Genomic DNA, 17,412 nt, shown 5'->3' with positions numbered 1-17,412 from the left:
AGGCGGGAGCATCTGTGCTCCCGCTGCAACCGATTACAGCCGGGACAGGTCTATATCGACCAGCAACAGGTGTCGGCTGTCGTCGATAAACAATCCCGAGGTCAGGCAGTACTGGTTGCTGGTCGCATCGCGATAGCGATTGGAAAGGATGACTCGGCTGTCCTCACCGGCCTCTGCCAGGATCTGGTAGAAGTAGGGGCGCCACGACCAGTTGTGGTCGAGGTAGCGCGGGTCTGAACGCCATTGCTGGCCGGTCCACTCGTAGTTAGGTGAAATCTGGGTGCCATGGGCATCGCACAGGAAGCAGCGCAGCAGCCAGGGGTAGGCTTTGGGAGAGGGCAGATCAGTCGGGCGGGCGCCACGGCTCAGCCACTGACGCAGTTCACTGAAAAGCACCGCCAGCTCACGGCGCAACTTGGCCAATTGGGCGCGTTCGGCCAGCTTCTCCTTGACGTAGTGATCACGCAATTGGGAGAACTGCGCCTGCACCGCGTCGTTGGGCAGGAAGTTTTCCTCTGGGCGGGCAAACAGGTAACCCTGAACATAACGCGCCCCGCACTCCAGGGCGAAGTGCAGCTCCTGTTCGTTTTCCACGCCTTCGGCAATGATCCAGCAGCCGCTTTTCTCCGCCATCAGGGCCAGAGCCCGGACAAAGTCACCGCTGTTGCCTGTGCCGCTGGCTGCCTTGCGGAACAGTTGAATATCCAGTTTCAGAATGTCAGGTTCCAGTGCCAACACCCGGTCCAGCATCGAATAGCCGGCTCCGAAGTCGTCAATGGCAATGCGAATACCGGCTTCGCGGTAGCGTTTGACTACGTCGCGCAACTGCTCGATGTTGCCCTGCAGTTCGGTGATTTCGAAGACCACCTGTTCGGGGGGCAGGCCGACTTCCTCCAGCAACTGCAGGCTTGGCAGTGGCGAGTCGGGAGTGAGCTGACTGACCCAAAGCGGTGAAATGTTGAGGCTGAGGAAACCCTCTGGGTTATCGCGAAAGCGTTCGAGCGCCATGCGGCGGATACAGCGATCCAATTCCAGCAGGTCCGCAGGGTTGACGCTCGGGTCGGTGAACAGGGGGCCGGCGCTGGTGACGTTGCCTTCTTCGTCGCGCAATCGGGCCAGGGCTTCATAGCCGGCGATACGGCCCGTTGCGGTATCGATCAGTGGCTGGAAGTAAGGCAGGGGGTGGCCATTAAACACGTTGTTCTCCAGGCGGGTATTTATGGGCGTCAAACGTATGCAAGATTATAGCCAAGCAGCTCCGTGACGCTGGCTCGCGGCGCTGGCCCCCTGTCTGGAGTCCGGATTGACGCGGCACTGAGTGCGCTGCGGCTGATCGTCGCAGGTGTGCTCATGGGCCGTTTCGATACCGTTGGCTTTCAGTACGCTCGGGGCGAGCCCCAAAATAGGGCAACGATCTTGTGTTGGGGTTCATGATAGCTTCTTAATCTCATGAAATATAATGATTTTTTTCGACGCTTTGAGGTGGATTGTGAAGTCAGGTTTCGCCCTAGGGTGGGGCGCGTGTCGCGTGACCTGAAGGCGCCCGGGTCGTTAGCCCGGGCGCTGAAGGGTTAGAGCAGAGGGATGGTGTAGGACAGAATCAGACGGTTTTCGTCCATGTCGCGAATCACGTCCGAGCGCACCATTGCGTTACGCCACTGGATTGCCAGGTTCTTCAGCGGGCCGCTTTGCAGGGTGTAGGTAAAGTCGATATCACGTTCCCATTCCTTACCTCGGCCAGCCGGACCCATGTCGATATTGCTGCCACGGATATAACGGACAAAACCTCTCAAACCCGGCAGCCCGACAGCGGCGAAGTCCAGGTCATAGCGTGCCTGCCAGGACTTTTCGTCGGCTCGGGCGAAGTCGAGGATCTGGACGTAGTTGGCGATATAGGGGTTGTTCTCGGCCAGGTAGGGAAAGGAGGTATCGCCATCACTGTGTTGGTAACCGACCCGGAAGGTATGGTGACCAAGGCCGGCCGAGAGCATCAGGGACTTCATCTTGTGGTCGATGTCCATGGGCTGGCTGCCAATGTCGCGGGTATCGAAATAAGCCAGGTTGGCGCCCAGTTTCCAGTCACCGGCGTTCATGTTGTGAATCAGGTTGACCAGCGTCTGGCCATAGACATCCTTCAACTCTCCGCGCCAGAGACCGAATGTGGTGCTGTTCTGGTTGAACTTGTAGTTGCCGCCCAGGTAGTTGAAACGATCTGAGGAGCCGCCGACAGTGGCGCGGATATCTTCGCGGTTGGTACTGGCGCGAAATACCACATCACGCAATTGGCCAGCCTGGACATCAAGGTTCTCGATTTCGCCCATGGACAGGTTGGCGCCGGTATACATCTGAGGGATCAGGCGAATGTCACTGGCCTGGGCAATCGGAATCTGCGGATACAGGCCGCCAACTTTCAGTTCGGTTTTGGAAACCTTGGCCTTGCCGGTCAGCAGGGCGTGGCTGTAATTGCCGGGGCCTTCATTGCCGAAGGAGTTGGGTAGCAGGCCGGTGCCGGCCCGGTCGTCCGCCGAGTCGAGCTTGAGGCCCAGAGCGGCATAGGCGTCGAGGCCGAACCCTACAGCCCCTTCGGTATAGCCCGATTGAGCTCGAAAAATGAAGCCCTGGGCCCACTCTTCGGCTTTGGATTGAGCACCTGGGTCACGGAAATCACGGTTGAAATAGAAGTTGCGTAGCTGCAGGGAGGCCTTGGCATCTTCGACAAAGCCGGCGGCGGTTGCCTGGTTGGCCATCGGGGCGATCAGTGAAAGGGCCACGGCAGTGGCCAGCGCCTTGGGTCTGACATGCTTCATTATTGTTCTCCATAGTGTCAAAACGGCTTGACCGGTATCGTCAGATGCAACTGCGTTCAGGCAGCAGGCCGTCGGCATGAACCTGACAGGGGAAAATGTCCGGTGCGGATGCAACTAAAGCATGGGGGTTCCCTGTCCGGCGCTAAGACCTTGGTCGAACAGGGGCAGGGCGGGGCCGTGAGGAGCGGAGAGGGAGAGCGTGCGATCGCCCGTTCCAGACAGGTTACGGAACGATGACAGGGCGCCTGTGGGCGCCCTGAAATAAGGTTTAGACTTTAGTAGGGGGTTACATGCCGTTGGCGAAAGCCGGATTGCTCATGTCGATTTGTCCGCGGACCGGCTTCAGGGCCTGGGCATAACGCAGCAGGATATCCAGGTTGTAGTTCAGCCGGGCGCGGATGCGGCTATCGTCTTCCGAGGCTGGTTCGGCCTGATTCATTACGGCTTCCACTCCGCGCACGATCAGGTGCTCAGGGATATAGCACAGTCGGCAATTCTTGTAGCTGGAGGCGCGCAGCTCGCTGATCGGATAGGCGCCGCCGACCCCGGCTGAAATGCCGCCGAGCATCGCTGGTTTGTGAGCCAGTTGCGCCTTGCTGGCGTAAAGGAAGAAGTTTTTGATCGCCGGGCAGGCCATGCCATGCCATTCCGGGGCCAGAATCACCACAGCATCGGCTGCGCTTAACTGTTTTTCAAAGTCCCCCCAGGCGTCAGCGCCCTCGGCCGGCCACAGGGGCAGGGGGTTGCTGCCCAGGTCGATCAACGATACCGCATCGGCATCAAGTTGATGCTGGTCGATCAGGGTCTGGCGGATGAAGCGGGCGACTTTGGCAGTTTGGCTGTTGCTACGGCTGCTGCCAGCGACAATCGCGACATTGAGCATGAAGGACTCCTGTGGAAGGTGGCGTTGAACCCATGTTAGGACGGTAATTGAACAGGAAATAGCGGAAAAACACGATAACTTCTATCTAAAATCACGATTGTTCACTGGGCTGCTTTTGACAGGCTGGGCGCTATCCGGCAGAGTACGCGGCCTCCGGCCCAGGGAGCCCTTGTATGCCAGGGTTGCCTTGAGCCGGTCTTCTTTCATCGATATGGGAATACACCAATGAATGCAGTGGTCGCCGCTGTTGCGGTAATGCTGATTCTGAGTCTATGCCGGGTGCATGTGGTGGTCGCGTTGATCATCGGTGCGGTAGTCGGCGGCCTGTTGGGTGGCCTGGGCGTAGAGGCCACTTTGGAGGCTTTCCAGGGCGGGCTGGGCAAGGGTGCTAATGTGGCCCTGAGCTATGCACTGCTGGGTGCCTTTGCGGTGGCGATCGCCAAGTCTGGGCTGGCCCACGCACTGGCCGATAAGGCGTTGGGCTTGGTCAATCGTCAGCAGTCCGGTGGCACCGGGCTGCTCAAGGGCATGCTGGTGCTGGTGCTGCTGGCGGTGGCGATTTCATCGCAGAACATTCTGCCGATTCACATTGCCTTCATTCCGCTGCTGGTGCCGCCACTGCTGTATGTGATGGGCAAGCTGAACCTGGATCGCCGGCTGATAGCCTGTGTACTGACCTTCGGTCTCATCACTCCCTACATGTTCCTGCCGGTCGGTTTTGGTGGGATCTTCCTCAACAACATTTTGCTGGCCAACGTATCCGAGAGCGGCGCGGACGTGACTGCCGTCAATGTGATGCGGGCCATGGCCCTGCCGGCGCTGGGCATGCTGATTGGTCTGGCGGTGGCGGTATTCATCAGCTACCGCAAGCCGCGTCAGTATGACATGGAGCGTATTGAACAGACCGAGCGGGTGGGTGCCAACTACAATCCGTTGTCGCTGCTGGTAGCATTGGTAGCCGTGGCGGCGGCGTTTGTCGTGCAGCTCTGGCTGGATTCGATGATCATCGGCGCGCTGACCGGCTTCGTGATTTTCTCGGTGTCGGGTGTGGTGCGCTGGCGCGAAGCCGATGACGTGTTCACCGAGGGCATGAAGATGATGGCCATGATTGGCTTCATCATGATCGCGGCTGCCGGCTTTGCCGAGGTGATGCGAGCTACCGGTTCGATTCAGACGCTGGTGGACAGCTCGGCTGAGCTGATTGGCCATAACAAGGCTCTGGCGGCACTGTTGATGCTGCTGGTGGGTCTGTTGATCACCATGGGGATCGGCTCGTCATTCTCGACCATTCCGATTATCGCCGCGATCTATGTACCGCTGGCCTTGCAACTGGGTTTCAGCCCGTTGGCAATCGTTGCGCTGGTGGGTACGGCGGCGGCGCTGGGAGATGCCGGCTCGCCGGCTTCGGACTCGACCCTGGGGCCGACGTCTGGTCTCAATGTTGATGGTCAGCACAACCACATCTGGGATACCGTGGTGCCGACTTTCCTGCATTACAACCTGCCGCTGCTGGTGTTTGGCTGGCTGGCGGTGATGGTGCTCTGAAGATAGTCAGTCAATGGGAGCGCCGCTGTGGCGCTCCCATCTTCTCTGCTCAGATTTTGAACCGGCTTACCAATCCATCGATTTGTCGTCCCAACTGGGCCAGGTGTTGACTGGCCTGGGCGGTCTGCTGGGCACCGTCGGTGGTTTCGCGGGCCAGTTCAGCGGCTTCGGTCACGTTCTTGTTGACGTCCTCGACCACGGTCGACTGCTGGGTTGTGGCGCTGGCGATCGAGGCGTTGAGGGCGACCATCTGCTGCATGGACTGGGCGATCTGATCCAGCGCCTGACCGGCAGCGTTGACCTGCTCGACGCTGAGCTGTGAGTAGCGGCTGCTTTCGTTGATGACGTTGACCACCGTCTGGGTATTGTTCTGCAGCTTGGTGATCATTTCATGGATTTCTTCGGTGGACTTCTGGGTGCGCTGGGCCAGATTGCGCACCTCATCGGCGACCACCGCAAAACCGCGACCCATCTCGCCGGCACGGGCGGCCTCAATGGCGGCATTGAGCGCCAGCAAGTTGGTCTGCTCGGCGATGTTGCGGATCACATCCAGTACTGAGGTGATCTCATTGGCATCGGTGGCCAGGGTCTCCATGTGCTCGACAGCCGTCTTGACGCTGCTGGACAGATGGTTGATCTGCTCGATGGTTTTTTCCACCTGGCTGCGACCGTGGTTGGCGCCTTCGTTGGCGTTTTCTACCTCATGGGCGGCGGCATTGGCATTCTGAGCTACGTCCTGAACGCCGTAGGTGATTTCGTTAATGGCGGTAGCCATCAGTTCCATGCGCTCCGATTGGCGGGTCATGTCGCGCAGGCTGTTATCGCTGATCTGGTCGAGCTGCTGACTGGCGCTGATCATCTGCCGAGCACTGTCGCCCAGTTGCTGGATCAGGCCGCGCAGGTTGCCGGTGAACTGGTTGAAATAGCGGGCCATCAGTGACAGTTCGTCTCGGGCGTCATCATCCAGCCGGCGGGTTAGATCGGCTTCGCCACTGGCGATATCATGCATGGCGTCGACCACCCGGTTCAGTGGTTGGGAAATGCTGCGGCCGATGATGAACAGAATGATGATCATCAACAGGTTGATCAGGCTGACCACCAGCAGCAGACGCATGGCCTCGGTCCAGAATTTGGACTGCATGTCTTCGATGAAAATGCCGGTGCCGACCATGTAGTCCCAGGGCTTGAAGTGCTTGAACGCGGCGATTTTGCCAACGCCTTCGTCTTCGCCAGGGTTCTTGCCGGGGCGGGTCCAGGTGTACTCGATATGCGCGGTGCCCTGGCTACGGGCCATGTTGACCATGTCGACGATGACATTGCGGCGCCCATCTGAGCTGTTGATGTTGGTCAGGTCCATGCCTTCGGTCTGGGGCGCTACCGGGTGCATGATCATGATGTTGTTCATGTCATTGACCCAATAATATTCCTGGCCGTCGTAGCGTAGCCCGCGCAAGGCGTCCAGAGCCTGCTTGCGAGCCTGCTCCTCGCTCAACTCGCCGCGCACCTGTTTGCCGTGGTAGTGAGCCATGAGGTCGTGGGCCACTTCCACCAGATGGGTGGCCTTGGTGATTTCCGCCTGACGCAGTTCGCTCTTGAGGCCGACGAGCGCGGTAACTGACAGAAGGGTCATGCTGACCAGAGCGACGATAAGGATCAGCCAGATCCGCTGACTGATTTTGATGCTGCGCAACAGCTTCATTAAAACCTCCACGCGCAAACGACTTGTGTTTGTTCTTGTATTGCCGCGCCCTATGCCAGTGGCTGCGGTCCCCTAGCGTCTGTATCGGCACTTTCAGGTAAACCTGAACCCGTCTGAACAAAAAAAATGATGTCAAATTGGCGTCGGTTTTCTGTGGGCTCATCAGTGTAATGCCAAGCTGGTGGCCACGCTCAATGATTCGTGTTGGCTATGGTGGGACCCCGGTCAGGCTTATGGGCTGTTGCGTGACAAGCGTCATTTCCCCGCTTGGCCCCTCTATTCAGCGCCGTCAAATCATATAAAATGCGCGCCGTTTTGGTCCGCAAATGGCCAGTATCCCGGCTGGTGTGGCACTTTTTCTATTCCTGCCGGTCTATCCTGTTGTTTCTGCAAAGGATCTCTCATGCATTCAGTGATCAAGCGTTGGTGTTGGGCGGTGTGCTTGTCGGTGTTGGCCCCGGTGGCCTGGGCCGAGGCCGAGCAGCACGAAGACCCCGAAGCCTCGGAGCAACCGGTTGCCGCGCAGGTAATCGTTGGCTGGGTTGAAAAGGGCCGAATCCTGCCGGAGCATACGGCGGTCAAGATCAAGGTTGACTCCGGTGCACTGACCTCTTCGATGCATGCGATCAACATCGAGAACTTCACCCTCAACGGCAATCCTTGGGTGCGTTATGACGTGCCGGTTAAGGATGCCGATAGCGGCGAACTGGTGACCCTGAAGTTTGAGCGGCCGGTCTATCGTCGGGTGCTGGTGCGCGGGGCGGGCGGCGAGGATCGTCGGCCGGTGGTGAAAATGGCGATGTGCATCGGCAATCAGGTTTATGAAGAACAGTTCTCCCTGCGTGACCGCGGCGACATGACCTATCCGGTGCTGATTGGTCGGCGGACCATCGAACATGTCGGCCTGATCGATGTGTCACGGACCTTCCTGCTCAAGCTGGACTGCCCCGAGGCCGAGGAGACCCGTGAGCGTGAGCGTGTCGAGCGAATGAAGGAAGATGCCGAACTGGTGGATGACTCTGCCCTGGATGAGCCGGAGCAGGTCGAGGAAGAGGACGAGCAGGAACAGCGGCAATAATGGTTGGCTGGCCCGGGCATTGTGCCCGGGCCGATTGTATTACCACATCAGATCGTCAGGGATCTGGTACGCGGCGTAGGGATCGTCCTCGCTGACTTCTTCGACCTTGGCGATGATTACCGGCCAATGCGGGGCCCGTTCCTTGACCTTGTCCGCGACCTCCAATGGAATCAGCTCGAACTGCCCGCCCAAGCGAGCAATGGCCAGTTTGCCGCGGCTGAGTCTGTCGAATTGCTCCTGAGTGACATAAATCTTCTTGATCTTGTTCTTACTGGCGAACTGGTAGGGCACTTCACCGCCAGTGCGCTCGATTTTGTTCTGTTCGATCAACTGCTTGGCCTGAGCTTCACGCTCCTTGCGGGCAGCCTCTTCCTGGCGTTGCTGGTTGAGCTGACGGTCCCGCTCGGCCTTGTCGGCCCGGGCTTTTTCCACCAGTGCCGCGGTATCCACAACCTTTTCGGGCTGCTGTTTGGCCTGTTTTTTCTTCGAGCGCTGGGCTTGTTTGAGCTTTTTCTCGTCGACCAGGCCGGCCTTGAGCAGTTGGGCTTGCAGTGAATTGATCATGGGGTGAAATCCTGCGAGTTGAATCTGCCGGGCATTCTACCGGGTTTTCAGTCCTTTTTGCGTTCGGCTTCCTTGGCTTCTTCTGCCTCGAGTTCAGCCTGACGCTCTTTGATGCGCTTGAGCCTTTCCTTGTCGATGGGCATCTTGTTGGCGCTGTCGCGCAACATCAGCAAACTGCCGAGCACCAGGCCGAAAGCCATCAGTAGAAACAGCCAACCGATCATCGGCATCATCGCAACTCCGCTAAACTGCTGTTGAACTATCATGCGACAAGCAATCTCCCGAGGCAAACACCATGCTGGATGACATGTTGCGTCAGGCTCTGCGAAGCCAGGCTCCAATGTTGTGGATCAATCCCGGTGTTCGTACCCAGCCGGAACTGTTCGACCCTGCCCTGATTGATCAGGCTGAACAGCGATTGAAACGTGCGGCTCCCTTGCTGGCGGCGGGCTCCCCTGCATTGGCGGCCTGTGATGGGGTAGTCGAATCGCCGCTATTGCCAGCCGATGCCCTGCGCGATGCCTATGGCGGGCAGGGGCAATGGCTGCTCAAGGCCGATCACCGCCTGCCACTGGCCGGTTCGGTCAAGGCGCGGGGCGGCTTTCATGAGGTGCTGGAGTTCGCTGAGTATTGTGCGCGGGAGCATGGCTGGCAGGGGGAGGACTTTCGTGAGTTGGGTTCTGCGCAGTGGCGAGCTTGTTTTTCTGGCTATCAACTGGTGGTGGGTAGCACTGGTAACCTGGGGATCAGCATTGGACTGATGGCGCGCGTGCTGGGTTTTGCGGCTCAGGTGCATATGTCCCAGGATGCCAAGGATTGGAAAAAAGCCCTGCTGCGTGAGCAAGGCGTTGATGTTGTCGAGCATGGCGGTGACTACGCTGCGGCCGTAGCCGAAGGTCGGCGCTTGGCTGAGGCTGGCCCGCAGTCCCACTTCGTCGATGATGAACGATCCAGTTCGCTGTTTGCCGGCTACGCGGTAGCTGCCCGGCGCCTGCTGCCGCAACTACGTGAACTGGCAATCGAGGTTTCCGCACGGCGGCCGCTGTTGGTCTATTTGCCCTGTGGTGTTGGCGGCGCGCCAGGCGGGATTGCCTATGGACTCAAACAATTGCTGGGTGATGCAGTACACGTCTGGTTCGCCGAGCCAGTCGCCTCGCCCTCGGTTTTGCTGCAGTTGGCGGCAGGCCTGGAGCAGCCGTTGTCGGTCTACGATATTGGCCTGGACAACCGCACCCTGGCCGATGGCATGGCGGTAGCTCAGGCCTCCATGCTGGCCAGCAATGCTATGCAGGATCGGCTTGCAGGCGTCTTTACCGTCAGTGACGCGCAGTTGCAGCGAGGCCTGGCTCTGGCCTGGGGTACTCTGGGCGAACGGCTTGAGCACTCGGCCTGTGCCGGATTTACCGGTCCAGGCTGGCTGATGGAGAGTGAGCCCGGACGGCAATGGTGCTTGGCGCAAGGAGTGAACCCGGCGCAAGCGGTGCATCTGTTGTGGAGTACCGGGGGAGGGTTGCTGCCTGATTCGGAGTTCGAGGCCTGGCTGCATCAGGCTCAGTCCGAGCTGCCCTGAGCGTCTGGTGCGGGCAAGTTAGACGCGGCTGCGGCGCTGACCTACAGTTATTTTAACGGGCACATTGCCTGCATCCCCATCAAGGAGTCGCTATGAATATCCTTCAGTCAATCATCAACCCTGGGCAGCACTGGGCCCCGCTGGCGCTGCGTATACCATTCGGTATCATCTTCATGGCCCATGGCGCCCAAAAGCTGTTTGGCTGGTTTGGTGGTCACGGACTGGAGGGGACAGGTCAATGGATGGCATCAATTGGGCTGCAGCCGGGCTATCTGATGGCGCTGGGCGCGGGGTCGGCCGAGTTTTTCGGTGGTTTGTGTCTGGTCCTGGGGTTGCTTATTCGTCCGGCGGCGCTGGTGCTGGCCTTCACCATGCTGGTGGCGATCTTTGCCGTGCATATTGATAACGGCTTGTTTATGAGCAACAACGGCTATGAGTTTGCGCTGTCGCTGCTGGCCGGTTCGGTGGCCTTGATGTTGTCGGGTGCCGGCAAGCTGAGTCTGGATCAGGGCTTGCTGTCGCGTCTGCCTCATTAGTTCTTCTTTCTGAGACCCTATTCGTCACTTATGGCGAATAGGGTCTTTTTTATTGCTTTATTCGTAACATATGACGATTTGATTGTTTTTGTTTTTTGCTGTATAAGTCGCTTAATGTGTCGACTTAATATGCAAATAATGTTTATTTCGCAACGGATGACGACTTATGCGGTTATCTGACTCGCTGACTGATGATGCAGTGTTGGCCGAGCTGGGAGGGCGGTTGGCCCGGCTGCGACTTGACAGTGGTTTGACCCAGGCCCAGTTGGCGGAGCAGGCTGGTTTGTCCAAGCGTACTCTGGAGCGTCTGGAGGCGGGGCAGTCCAGCCAACTGCTCAGTCTGATTCGGGTGCTGCGGGTGTTGGGTCGGCTGGGCGGCCTGGAAGCCTTGTTGCCGGATACCGGACCGGGGCCAATGGCGCTGCTACGTGGCAAGGGCAAGCCGCCGCAACGAGCATCGCGCCGTGCGGTGGCCGAGCCCAAGGGCGAATGGCAGTGGGGAGATGACGAATGACCACACTGGCCGAGGTCCGGCTATGGGGGCGGACCATTGGCGCGGTAGCACAGGAGCCGGGTGAAGCTACGGCGGCGTTCCAGTACGATCCGGGGTTTATTGGTAGCGGCATTGAACTGTCGCCATTGGTGATGCCCTTGTCACCACGGGTTTACCGCTTTCCTGAGCTGCCCAGGCAAACTTTTCACGGTTTGCCTGGGCTGCTGGCTGACTGTTTGCCGGACAAATTCGGCAATGCTCTGATCGATGCCTGGCTGGCAACTCAGGGGCGTAGCCCGGACAGTTTCAATGCGGTAGAGCGCCTGTGTTACACCGGGCGGCGGGGGATGGGGGCGCTTGAGTTTTTGCCGACTACTGGACCTCAGGCCCGTGAGTCGGAGCGGGTCAGCATCGATGCGTTGGTTGAGTTGGCCTCTGAAGTGCTGGCGCACCGTAACGATCTGAAGGGCAGTTTTGCTGATGCCGACAAGGCTGCGGCCCTGCGTGACATTCTGCGAGTGGGAACCTCGGCCGGTGGCGCCCGAGCCAAAGCTGTGATTGCCTGGCAGCCGCAGACCAATGAGGTACGTTCTGGTCAGGTCGAGGCTGGAGAAGGTTTTGAATACTGGCTACTGAAGTTCGATGGGGTTTCCGGCAATCGCGACAAGGAGCTGGATGATCCTCAGGGTTATTGTGCGATCGAATATGCCTACTACCTGATGGCCCGCGAGGCGGGTATTGACATGAGTGAGTGCCGGTTGCTGGAGGAAGGCGGGCGCCGGCACTTCATGACCCGGCGGTTTGATCGGTTGCCCGGCGGCGGCAAGTTGCACATGCAGTCACTGTGTGCGCTGGCTCATTTCGACTTCAATCAGGCTGGTGCCTACAGCTACGAGCAGGCGTTGCAGGTGATTCGCCGCCTGGGGCTGCCGATGGCGGCGCTGGAGCAGCAATTCCGGCGCATGCTGTTCAATATCGTCGCCCGTAACCAGGATGATCACGTCAAGAACATTGCCTTTCTGATGGATCGTCAGGGGCGCTGGTCATTATCGCCGGCCTTTGACGTGACCTACAGCTACAATCCCGAGGGTATGTGGACCGCGAGTCATCAGATGAGCCTCAATGGCAAGCGCGATCACTTCACCCTGGATGATATCAAGGCCTGTGCCCGGGTTGCCGGCCTAAAGCGCGGACGCGCTGAATCTCTGTTGCGGGAGGTGGCCGAGGTGGTTAGTCAATGGCCGGCGTTTGCTGACCGGGCTGCCGTGGCGCCGCGCTGGCGCGATCAGATTACCCGAACCCTACGCCTGAAGCTGGCTGGTTGAGCGGGCTTCAGGGCCGCATCGACTGGGTCAGCATGCCCAGGGTATAGCTGACCAGTTGCTCCGGGTTGGGGTGGTCAGGCAGTTCGATTTCACTGATGTGCCGACATTGCATGATCACTCCATGTAAGGCGCCGCGCAGATAGTAGGCGGTTTGCAGTGGATCGCTGACCCGCTCGGCGCTCAGACTGCCGTCGGCTACGCCCTGGAGCAGTGCCTGAATCATCAGGTGCATGGCGTCGATGCTGCATTGCTGCAGGGCCAGGCTCTGTTCGTCAGGCTCGTCTGGGTGGGCGAATCCCTGGGCTTGGGTCAGTACATCGAAATAGTTGGGATGCTCAACGCTGAAGTGGTAGTAAGCTCGGCCGATATTTTCAATCTGCTCGGCTCCGCTGCTTGAGGCCTCCATGGCCTGGCGGAAATGACTGCGGATCGATTCGCCGGCGCGTAGCATGATGCCGCGCATGATTGCGGCCTTATCTTTGAAGTAGACGTACAGCAGGGCGCGACTGACCTGGGCGGCCCGGGCGATCTCATCCATAGAGCAGCGCTCATAGCCCTTGCTGAAGAAAACCTGCTCGGCTGCATCAAGAATGCTGTCTCGGCGCTCCTGCTTTTCCCGTTCCCGGCGTTGCTCAACGCTCATAGGTAGCTCACTAACTGATGGCTGACGAATGGAGTTTGTGATGTTATTGACAATTTGTCAAACGATGACAAACTGTCAAAAATAATCCTGCCCTTTTCAGGAGTCCGTCATGTCCCGCCTTGCTGATGTCCCGAAATCCTGGTTGCCACCGTTGTTGGTGGTGTTGCTAGTGCCGCTGTTGGCCACTGCCAGTGGTTGCGGCCGAGAACAGCAGGCTGATGCAGCGGCGTTGCCGCTGACACCTGCTGTTGCGGTGCGCGCGGCCGAGGTGAGTCTAGCGCAAGCAGAGGAGCCATTGCGGTTTGCCGGATTGGTCAGGCCGCGTCAGCGAGCCGTGCTGACCTTTCAGGTAGGTGGAGTGCTGCGCGAGCGGCCACTGGAGATCGGTCAACAGGTTAAGGCCGGTCAGTTGCTGGCACGGCTGTACAACCCGGAGCTGGAGCCGGCCCGTGATGCGGCCAGGGCTCGGCTGCAGGAGCTGCAAGCCCAGGCCGAGCAGGCCCGGCGTGATGTCGACCGGGCCGAACAGTTGTATCAGCGCGGTGTTATGTCAGCCCAGGAGCGCGAACAGCAGGCGGCCCGTCGCGATGCGTTGCTGGCCTCGGTCAATAGTGCCCGGGCAGCATTGCGCCAGAGCGAGCAATTGCAGGGAGAAATGCGCTTGCTGGCCCCGTTCGACGCCAGCATTGAGGCTTTGCTGGTCGAGCCGGGTGAGTACGTGGCGCCAGGACAACCGGTATTGCGCTTGTCTGCGTCGGCTGGCCATGAAGTTGAAGTACGGGTTCCGGCTGCCTTGCTCCATGGCGTCGAGCTGGGTCAAAGCCTGCCGGTGTGGGCCAGTGTGCGTGAAGGGCAGTGGCTGGGGCGGGTCAGTGAAATCGGCCAAAGCGCCTCGCAGGGCAGTGTGCTTTATCCGTTGGTATTGAGCCTTGATGAGCCCGACCTGCAGGCCGGCGATGCGGTGGAGGTAGGGCTGGCACGCCAGCAACCGGGCCAGCTCAGCGTACCGCTGGCGGCGATCATGCGTTCGGCCGAAGGTCTGTCGGTATTTCGTATCGAGGGTGAACGGGTGAGCCGGGTAGCAGTCAAGGTGCGTGGCATGCAGGGTGAGCGGGCGTTGCTGGAAGCGGGTAGCCTGCAGCCGGGCGAGCAGGTGGTATATGCCGGCCTGACCCGGCTGGCCGATCAGGACCGGGTGGAGCTGCTGCCATGAATCTGCTACTCAATACCCGGGCCCGATTGATCGGGCTGGTGGTTACCATGTTGTGCTTGCTGGGGTTGGCTTCCTATCTGACCATGGCGCGCCAGGAGGATCCGAGCTTTCCCCAGCGTGCTGGCATGATCACGGTGATTTATCCTGGGGCCATGGCCGAGGCGGTCGAGCGGATGGTGCTGGAGCCACTGTCCGATGAGCTGTCACAGGTAGAGGAGATCGACTATTTCACCGCCACCGCGCGGACCGGCGTGGTGCTGATCAGCATCAACCTTGAAGATAGAATTTACGACACCGACTCAGCCTGGGACCGGGTGCGCCAAGCGATGGAGCGGGCCCGGCTGGAGTTTCCCGACGGCGTTGCCCGCATGAGTCTGGATGATCGGCTGATCGATATCCCGGCGGTCGTGCTGGCGGTGCGCGGCGACGCTTCCCTAGTGCAGCTCAGTCAGCAGGCCGAGCGCCTCAAACGAGCCCTGATGGACTTGCCAGGGGTGTCGCGGATCGAACTGGAAGGTGAGGCCGACGAGCAGATCACCATCGCCCTGCGCGATGCCGAAATGCGTCGTCTGGGCCTGACACCACAACAGTTGAGTACGCTGCTGGCCCAGCGCAACCAGGTCATTCCCGGCGGTTTTGTGGTGGTCGATGACAAACGTCTTGGAGTGTTGCCCAACAGCGAGTTCACCAGTATTGAAGCGCTACGCGGCACCCAGATTCCGCTGCCTGAAGGCGGCAGCGTGCCTTTGGCGGCGATTGCCGATGTCTGGCGTGGCCCGCTGGAGCCGGCTCAGCCCCAGGCTTGGTTTGATGGTGAACAAGCGGTTCTGGTCAGTCTGACTGCGCAGCGTGGCCAGGTCGATGCGATTCGTTTCGGTGAGCAGTTGCGCGAGCGTCTGGATCTGCTGCGTGACGAGTTTCAGCCGCTGCAGATTGACGAGATGTTTTTTCAACCGGATCAGGTCAAGGAGCGTCTGGATAGCCTGGAGCTGAGCCTGCTGCTGAGTGTGCTGATCATTGTGGCCGTGGTGCTGGTTGGCATGGGCTGGCGGATGGGCGTGCTGGTGGCGACCATGCTGCCGCTGGTGGCGATGATCAGTCTTGGGCTGTACAACTTCGGCGGCGGTGTCCTGCACCAGATCGCGGTAATTGGTATGGTGATCTCGCTTGGGATTCTGATCGATAACGCCATCGTCATGGTCGAGAACATTCAGGATCGGCTCAACCGCGGCGCCTCACGGGCCCATGCCATGCATGAGGCGGTACGCGAACTGGCCGGGCCGCTGGGCGCCTCGACCGCGACCACGCTGGCGGCATTCACACCCCTACTGCTGGCCAAGGGCGGCACCGCGGACTTCACCCGGGGGATTCCGGTGATGATCATGCTGACCCTGAGTGTCAGCTACCTGCTGGCTATCAGTGTCGCGCCGCTGATTGCCGGGCGTTTTCTCAAGCCGGCGGCCTCGCTCGACAGTCCCTTGATGGAGCGTCTGGGCGCCGGTCTGGCCCGTGTCAGTGGCCGCTTTCCCTGGCTTGTGGTGTTGTTCGGGCTGGTAATGGTGATCATCAGCCTGGGCATGACGCCCTGGATGAAGCAGCAATTTTTCCCCTATGCCGACCGGCCTGTGGTGGTAGTCGAACTGCACATGCCAGAAGGCACCGATCAGCAGCGCACCGCCGATGTAGCCGCCGACCTGGAGCGCGAGTTGCGTGGCTTGCCCCAGGTACAGGCGGTTCATCGCTTTGTCGGTTCGGCTGGGCCCAGCTTCTATTACAACCTGCTGCGCTCACCCGAGTCGCCCAACCGTGGCCGTCTGGTCGTTCAGACCACTGATCTGGCTGCCACCGGTGAAGTGATTCACTGGGTGCGCGAGCATGTCGCCCGGCAGCGGCCGGAGCTGGATGTGGTAGCAGAACGGCTGGGGCAGGGACCGCCACGGGTGGCGCCGGTCGAGGTACGGCTGTACCACCCCGATGACCGGCAGCGGATTGCTGCCGCCGAGCAAGTGTTCACTGCGCTCAAAGCCGTCGAGGGCGCGGTGGATGTACGCCATGATGTGGATCTGGGCGTGCCGGTGCTGGCCATCGAGGTCGATGATGCCCAGGCCCAGCGCTTGGGGGTAAGCCGCGCCGAGGTAGCCCGGGCGCTGTTCTCCCAGAGTCTGGGGCTGACTGTCGAACAGTATCGCCAGGAGCTTGATCCGATTCCGATGCTGCTGCGCTCGCATGAGGGGACCCGGCAGTCGCTGGAGCGCTTGCTGTCACTGCATGTATTCAACCAGGCCGGCGAGGCGATTCCTCTGACCGCGCTGGCGCGGATCGAGGCGCGCTGGTTGCCGGCCAGTATCCGCCAACGCAACGGGGTACGGGTCTACAGCGTCACGGCCGGGCTGGAAGACGGCTACAGCTTCAATCAGGTGCTTGATGCGCTGGATCGGCAGTTGCAGGTCCAGCCCTTGCCGCCTGGGACCCGGCTGGAACTGGGCGGTGACAGCGAGGGCTCCGGTGATGCCAACCGGGCGCTGGCCACCAGCGCACCAGTCGGCATGCTGCTGTTGCTGTTTTTCCTGCTGCTGCAGTTCAACTCGTTCCGCCGGGTCGGGATCATTCTTCTGACCGTGCCGCTGGCCAGCGTCGGCATTTTCCCCGGTCTGGTATTGTCCGGCTCGCCGTTCGGCTTCCAGTCGATGCTCGGGGTGATTGCCCTGGTCGGCATCGTGGTCAACAACGCCATCGTCTTGCTTGATCTGGTCGACCAGCGTCTGGCCGTGGGTAAGGCGGTAGGGGAGGCGGTCAGCGAAGCGGTGCAGCGGCGTACCCGACCGATTCTGCTGACCACCGCGACCACCATCGCCGGTCTGTTGCCGCTGGCCTTTTCATCATCGACCCTGTGGCCACCGATGGCCTGGGCGATCATTTCCGGCTTGCTGGCCTCGACCGTGCTGACCCTGCTGGTGATACCTGCGGTCTGCCGCCTGAGCCTCAAACCTAAAGTGCAGGCGCAAGACAATAAATCTTATGCAAGTGCTTGACTCCGCTGGAGGAATGTTTAAAAT

Annotated in this window: 15 protein-coding genes; 8 read left to right on the top strand and 7 right to left on the bottom strand. The window is 59.9% G+C overall.

Annotated elements, in window-relative coordinates; all coding sequences use genetic code 11:
• Positions 1-33 precede the first annotated feature (33 nt).
• The 3 genes from BVH74_RS15515 to BVH74_RS15505 all read right to left on the bottom strand — a co-directional run bounded on the left by BVH74_RS15515 (position 34) and on the right by BVH74_RS15505 (position 3,690).
• Positions 34-1,197, bottom strand: a complete 1,164-nt coding sequence (locus tag BVH74_RS15515) for an EAL domain-containing protein (RefSeq protein ID WP_080050976.1) — start codon at positions 1,195-1,197, stop codon at positions 34-36.
• Positions 1,198-1,571: 374 nt separating this feature from the next.
• Positions 1,572-2,807, bottom strand: a complete 1,236-nt coding sequence (locus tag BVH74_RS15510; protein WP_119701477.1) for an OprD family porin — start codon at positions 2,805-2,807, stop codon at positions 1,572-1,574.
• Positions 2,808-3,093: 286 nt separating this feature from the next.
• Positions 3,094-3,690 (bottom strand): NADPH-dependent FMN reductase, encoded by a 597-nt coding sequence (locus BVH74_RS15505; RefSeq protein ID WP_080050975.1) that lies wholly within the window; start codon positions 3,688-3,690, stop codon positions 3,094-3,096.
• Between the two features lie 225 nt (positions 3,691-3,915).
• On the opposite strand from BVH74_RS15505, the gene BVH74_RS15500 reads away from it, so the two are divergent.
• Positions 3,916-5,235, top strand: a complete 1,320-nt coding sequence (locus BVH74_RS15500) for a Na+/H+ antiporter family protein (protein WP_080050973.1) — start codon at positions 3,916-3,918, stop codon at positions 5,233-5,235.
• A 49-nt stretch (positions 5,236-5,284) separates the two neighbouring features.
• On the opposite strand, the gene BVH74_RS15495 is transcribed toward BVH74_RS15500, so the two are convergent.
• Positions 5,285-6,934 (bottom strand): methyl-accepting chemotaxis protein, encoded by a 1,650-nt coding sequence (locus BVH74_RS15495; RefSeq protein WP_080050972.1) that lies wholly within the window; start codon positions 6,932-6,934, stop codon positions 5,285-5,287.
• A 403-nt stretch (positions 6,935-7,337) separates the two neighbouring features.
• Here BVH74_RS15495 and rloA3 point away from each other — a divergent pair, with 403 nt between their 5' ends.
• Entirely contained in the window at positions 7,338-8,012 is a 675-nt protein-coding gene (gene rloA3, locus BVH74_RS15490) for a retropepsin-like aspartic peptidase RloA3 (protein ID WP_080050969.1), read from the top strand.
• Between the two features lie 39 nt (positions 8,013-8,051).
• Here rloA3 and BVH74_RS15485 read toward each other — a convergent pair whose 3' ends face one another.
• Positions 8,052-8,576, bottom strand: a complete 525-nt coding sequence (locus BVH74_RS15485; RefSeq protein ID WP_080050967.1) for a DUF2058 domain-containing protein — start codon at positions 8,574-8,576, stop codon at positions 8,052-8,054.
• Between the two features lie 47 nt (positions 8,577-8,623).
• Positions 8,624-8,809: a DUF2897 family protein gene (locus tag BVH74_RS15480; protein ID WP_373279462.1), complete on the bottom strand. Its 186-nt coding sequence runs from the start codon at positions 8,807-8,809 to the stop codon at positions 8,624-8,626.
• A 62-nt stretch (positions 8,810-8,871) separates the two neighbouring features.
• On the opposite strand from BVH74_RS15480, the gene dsdA reads away from it, so the two are divergent.
• The 4 genes from dsdA (at position 8,872) to BVH74_RS15460 (ending at position 12,500) form a co-directional block, all read left to right on the top strand.
• On the top strand, positions 8,872-10,146 hold the full coding sequence (gene dsdA, locus BVH74_RS15475; protein ID WP_080050965.1) for a D-serine ammonia-lyase: 1,275 nt from the start codon (positions 8,872-8,874) through the stop codon (positions 10,144-10,146).
• Positions 10,147-10,238: 92 nt separating this feature from the next.
• Positions 10,239-10,682, top strand: a complete 444-nt coding sequence (locus BVH74_RS15470) for a DoxX family protein (protein WP_080050963.1) — start codon at positions 10,239-10,241, stop codon at positions 10,680-10,682.
• Positions 10,683-10,848: 166 nt separating this feature from the next.
• Positions 10,849-11,196 carry a helix-turn-helix domain-containing protein gene (locus BVH74_RS15465; RefSeq protein WP_080050962.1) on the top strand — a complete coding sequence of 116 codons (348 nt, stop codon included), beginning with the start codon at positions 10,849-10,851 and terminating at the stop codon, positions 11,194-11,196.
• Positions 11,193-12,500 carry a type II toxin-antitoxin system HipA family toxin gene (locus BVH74_RS15460; RefSeq protein WP_080050960.1) on the top strand — a complete coding sequence of 436 codons (1,308 nt, stop codon included), beginning with the start codon at positions 11,193-11,195 and terminating at the stop codon, positions 12,498-12,500. Before BVH74_RS15465 ends, BVH74_RS15460 begins: the two co-directional genes overlap by 4 nt.
• Positions 12,501-12,507: 7 nt before the next feature.
• Here BVH74_RS15460 and BVH74_RS15455 read toward each other — a convergent pair whose 3' ends face one another.
• On the bottom strand, positions 12,508-13,143 hold the full coding sequence (locus BVH74_RS15455) for a TetR/AcrR family transcriptional regulator (protein WP_080050958.1): 636 nt from the start codon (positions 13,141-13,143) through the stop codon (positions 12,508-12,510).
• Between the two features lie 109 nt (positions 13,144-13,252).
• Here BVH74_RS15455 and BVH74_RS15450 point away from each other — a divergent pair, with 109 nt between their 5' ends.
• Positions 13,253-14,356 (top strand): efflux RND transporter periplasmic adaptor subunit, encoded by a 1,104-nt coding sequence (locus BVH74_RS15450; protein WP_080050957.1) that lies wholly within the window; start codon positions 13,253-13,255, stop codon positions 14,354-14,356.
• On the top strand, positions 14,353-17,388 hold the full coding sequence (locus BVH74_RS15445; RefSeq protein ID WP_080050955.1) for an efflux RND transporter permease subunit: 3,036 nt from the start codon (positions 14,353-14,355) through the stop codon (positions 17,386-17,388). Before BVH74_RS15450 ends, BVH74_RS15445 begins: the two co-directional genes overlap by 4 nt.
• Positions 17,389-17,412: the final 24 nt, after the last annotated feature.

This window comes from Halopseudomonas phragmitis (assembly GCF_002056295.1).
GTDB classification, from domain to species: Bacteria; Pseudomonadota; Gammaproteobacteria; order Pseudomonadales; family Pseudomonadaceae; genus Halopseudomonas; species Halopseudomonas phragmitis.
The sequence above is the reverse complement of the archived record's forward strand: the minus strand, read 5'-3'. Positions and strand labels throughout refer to the sequence as shown.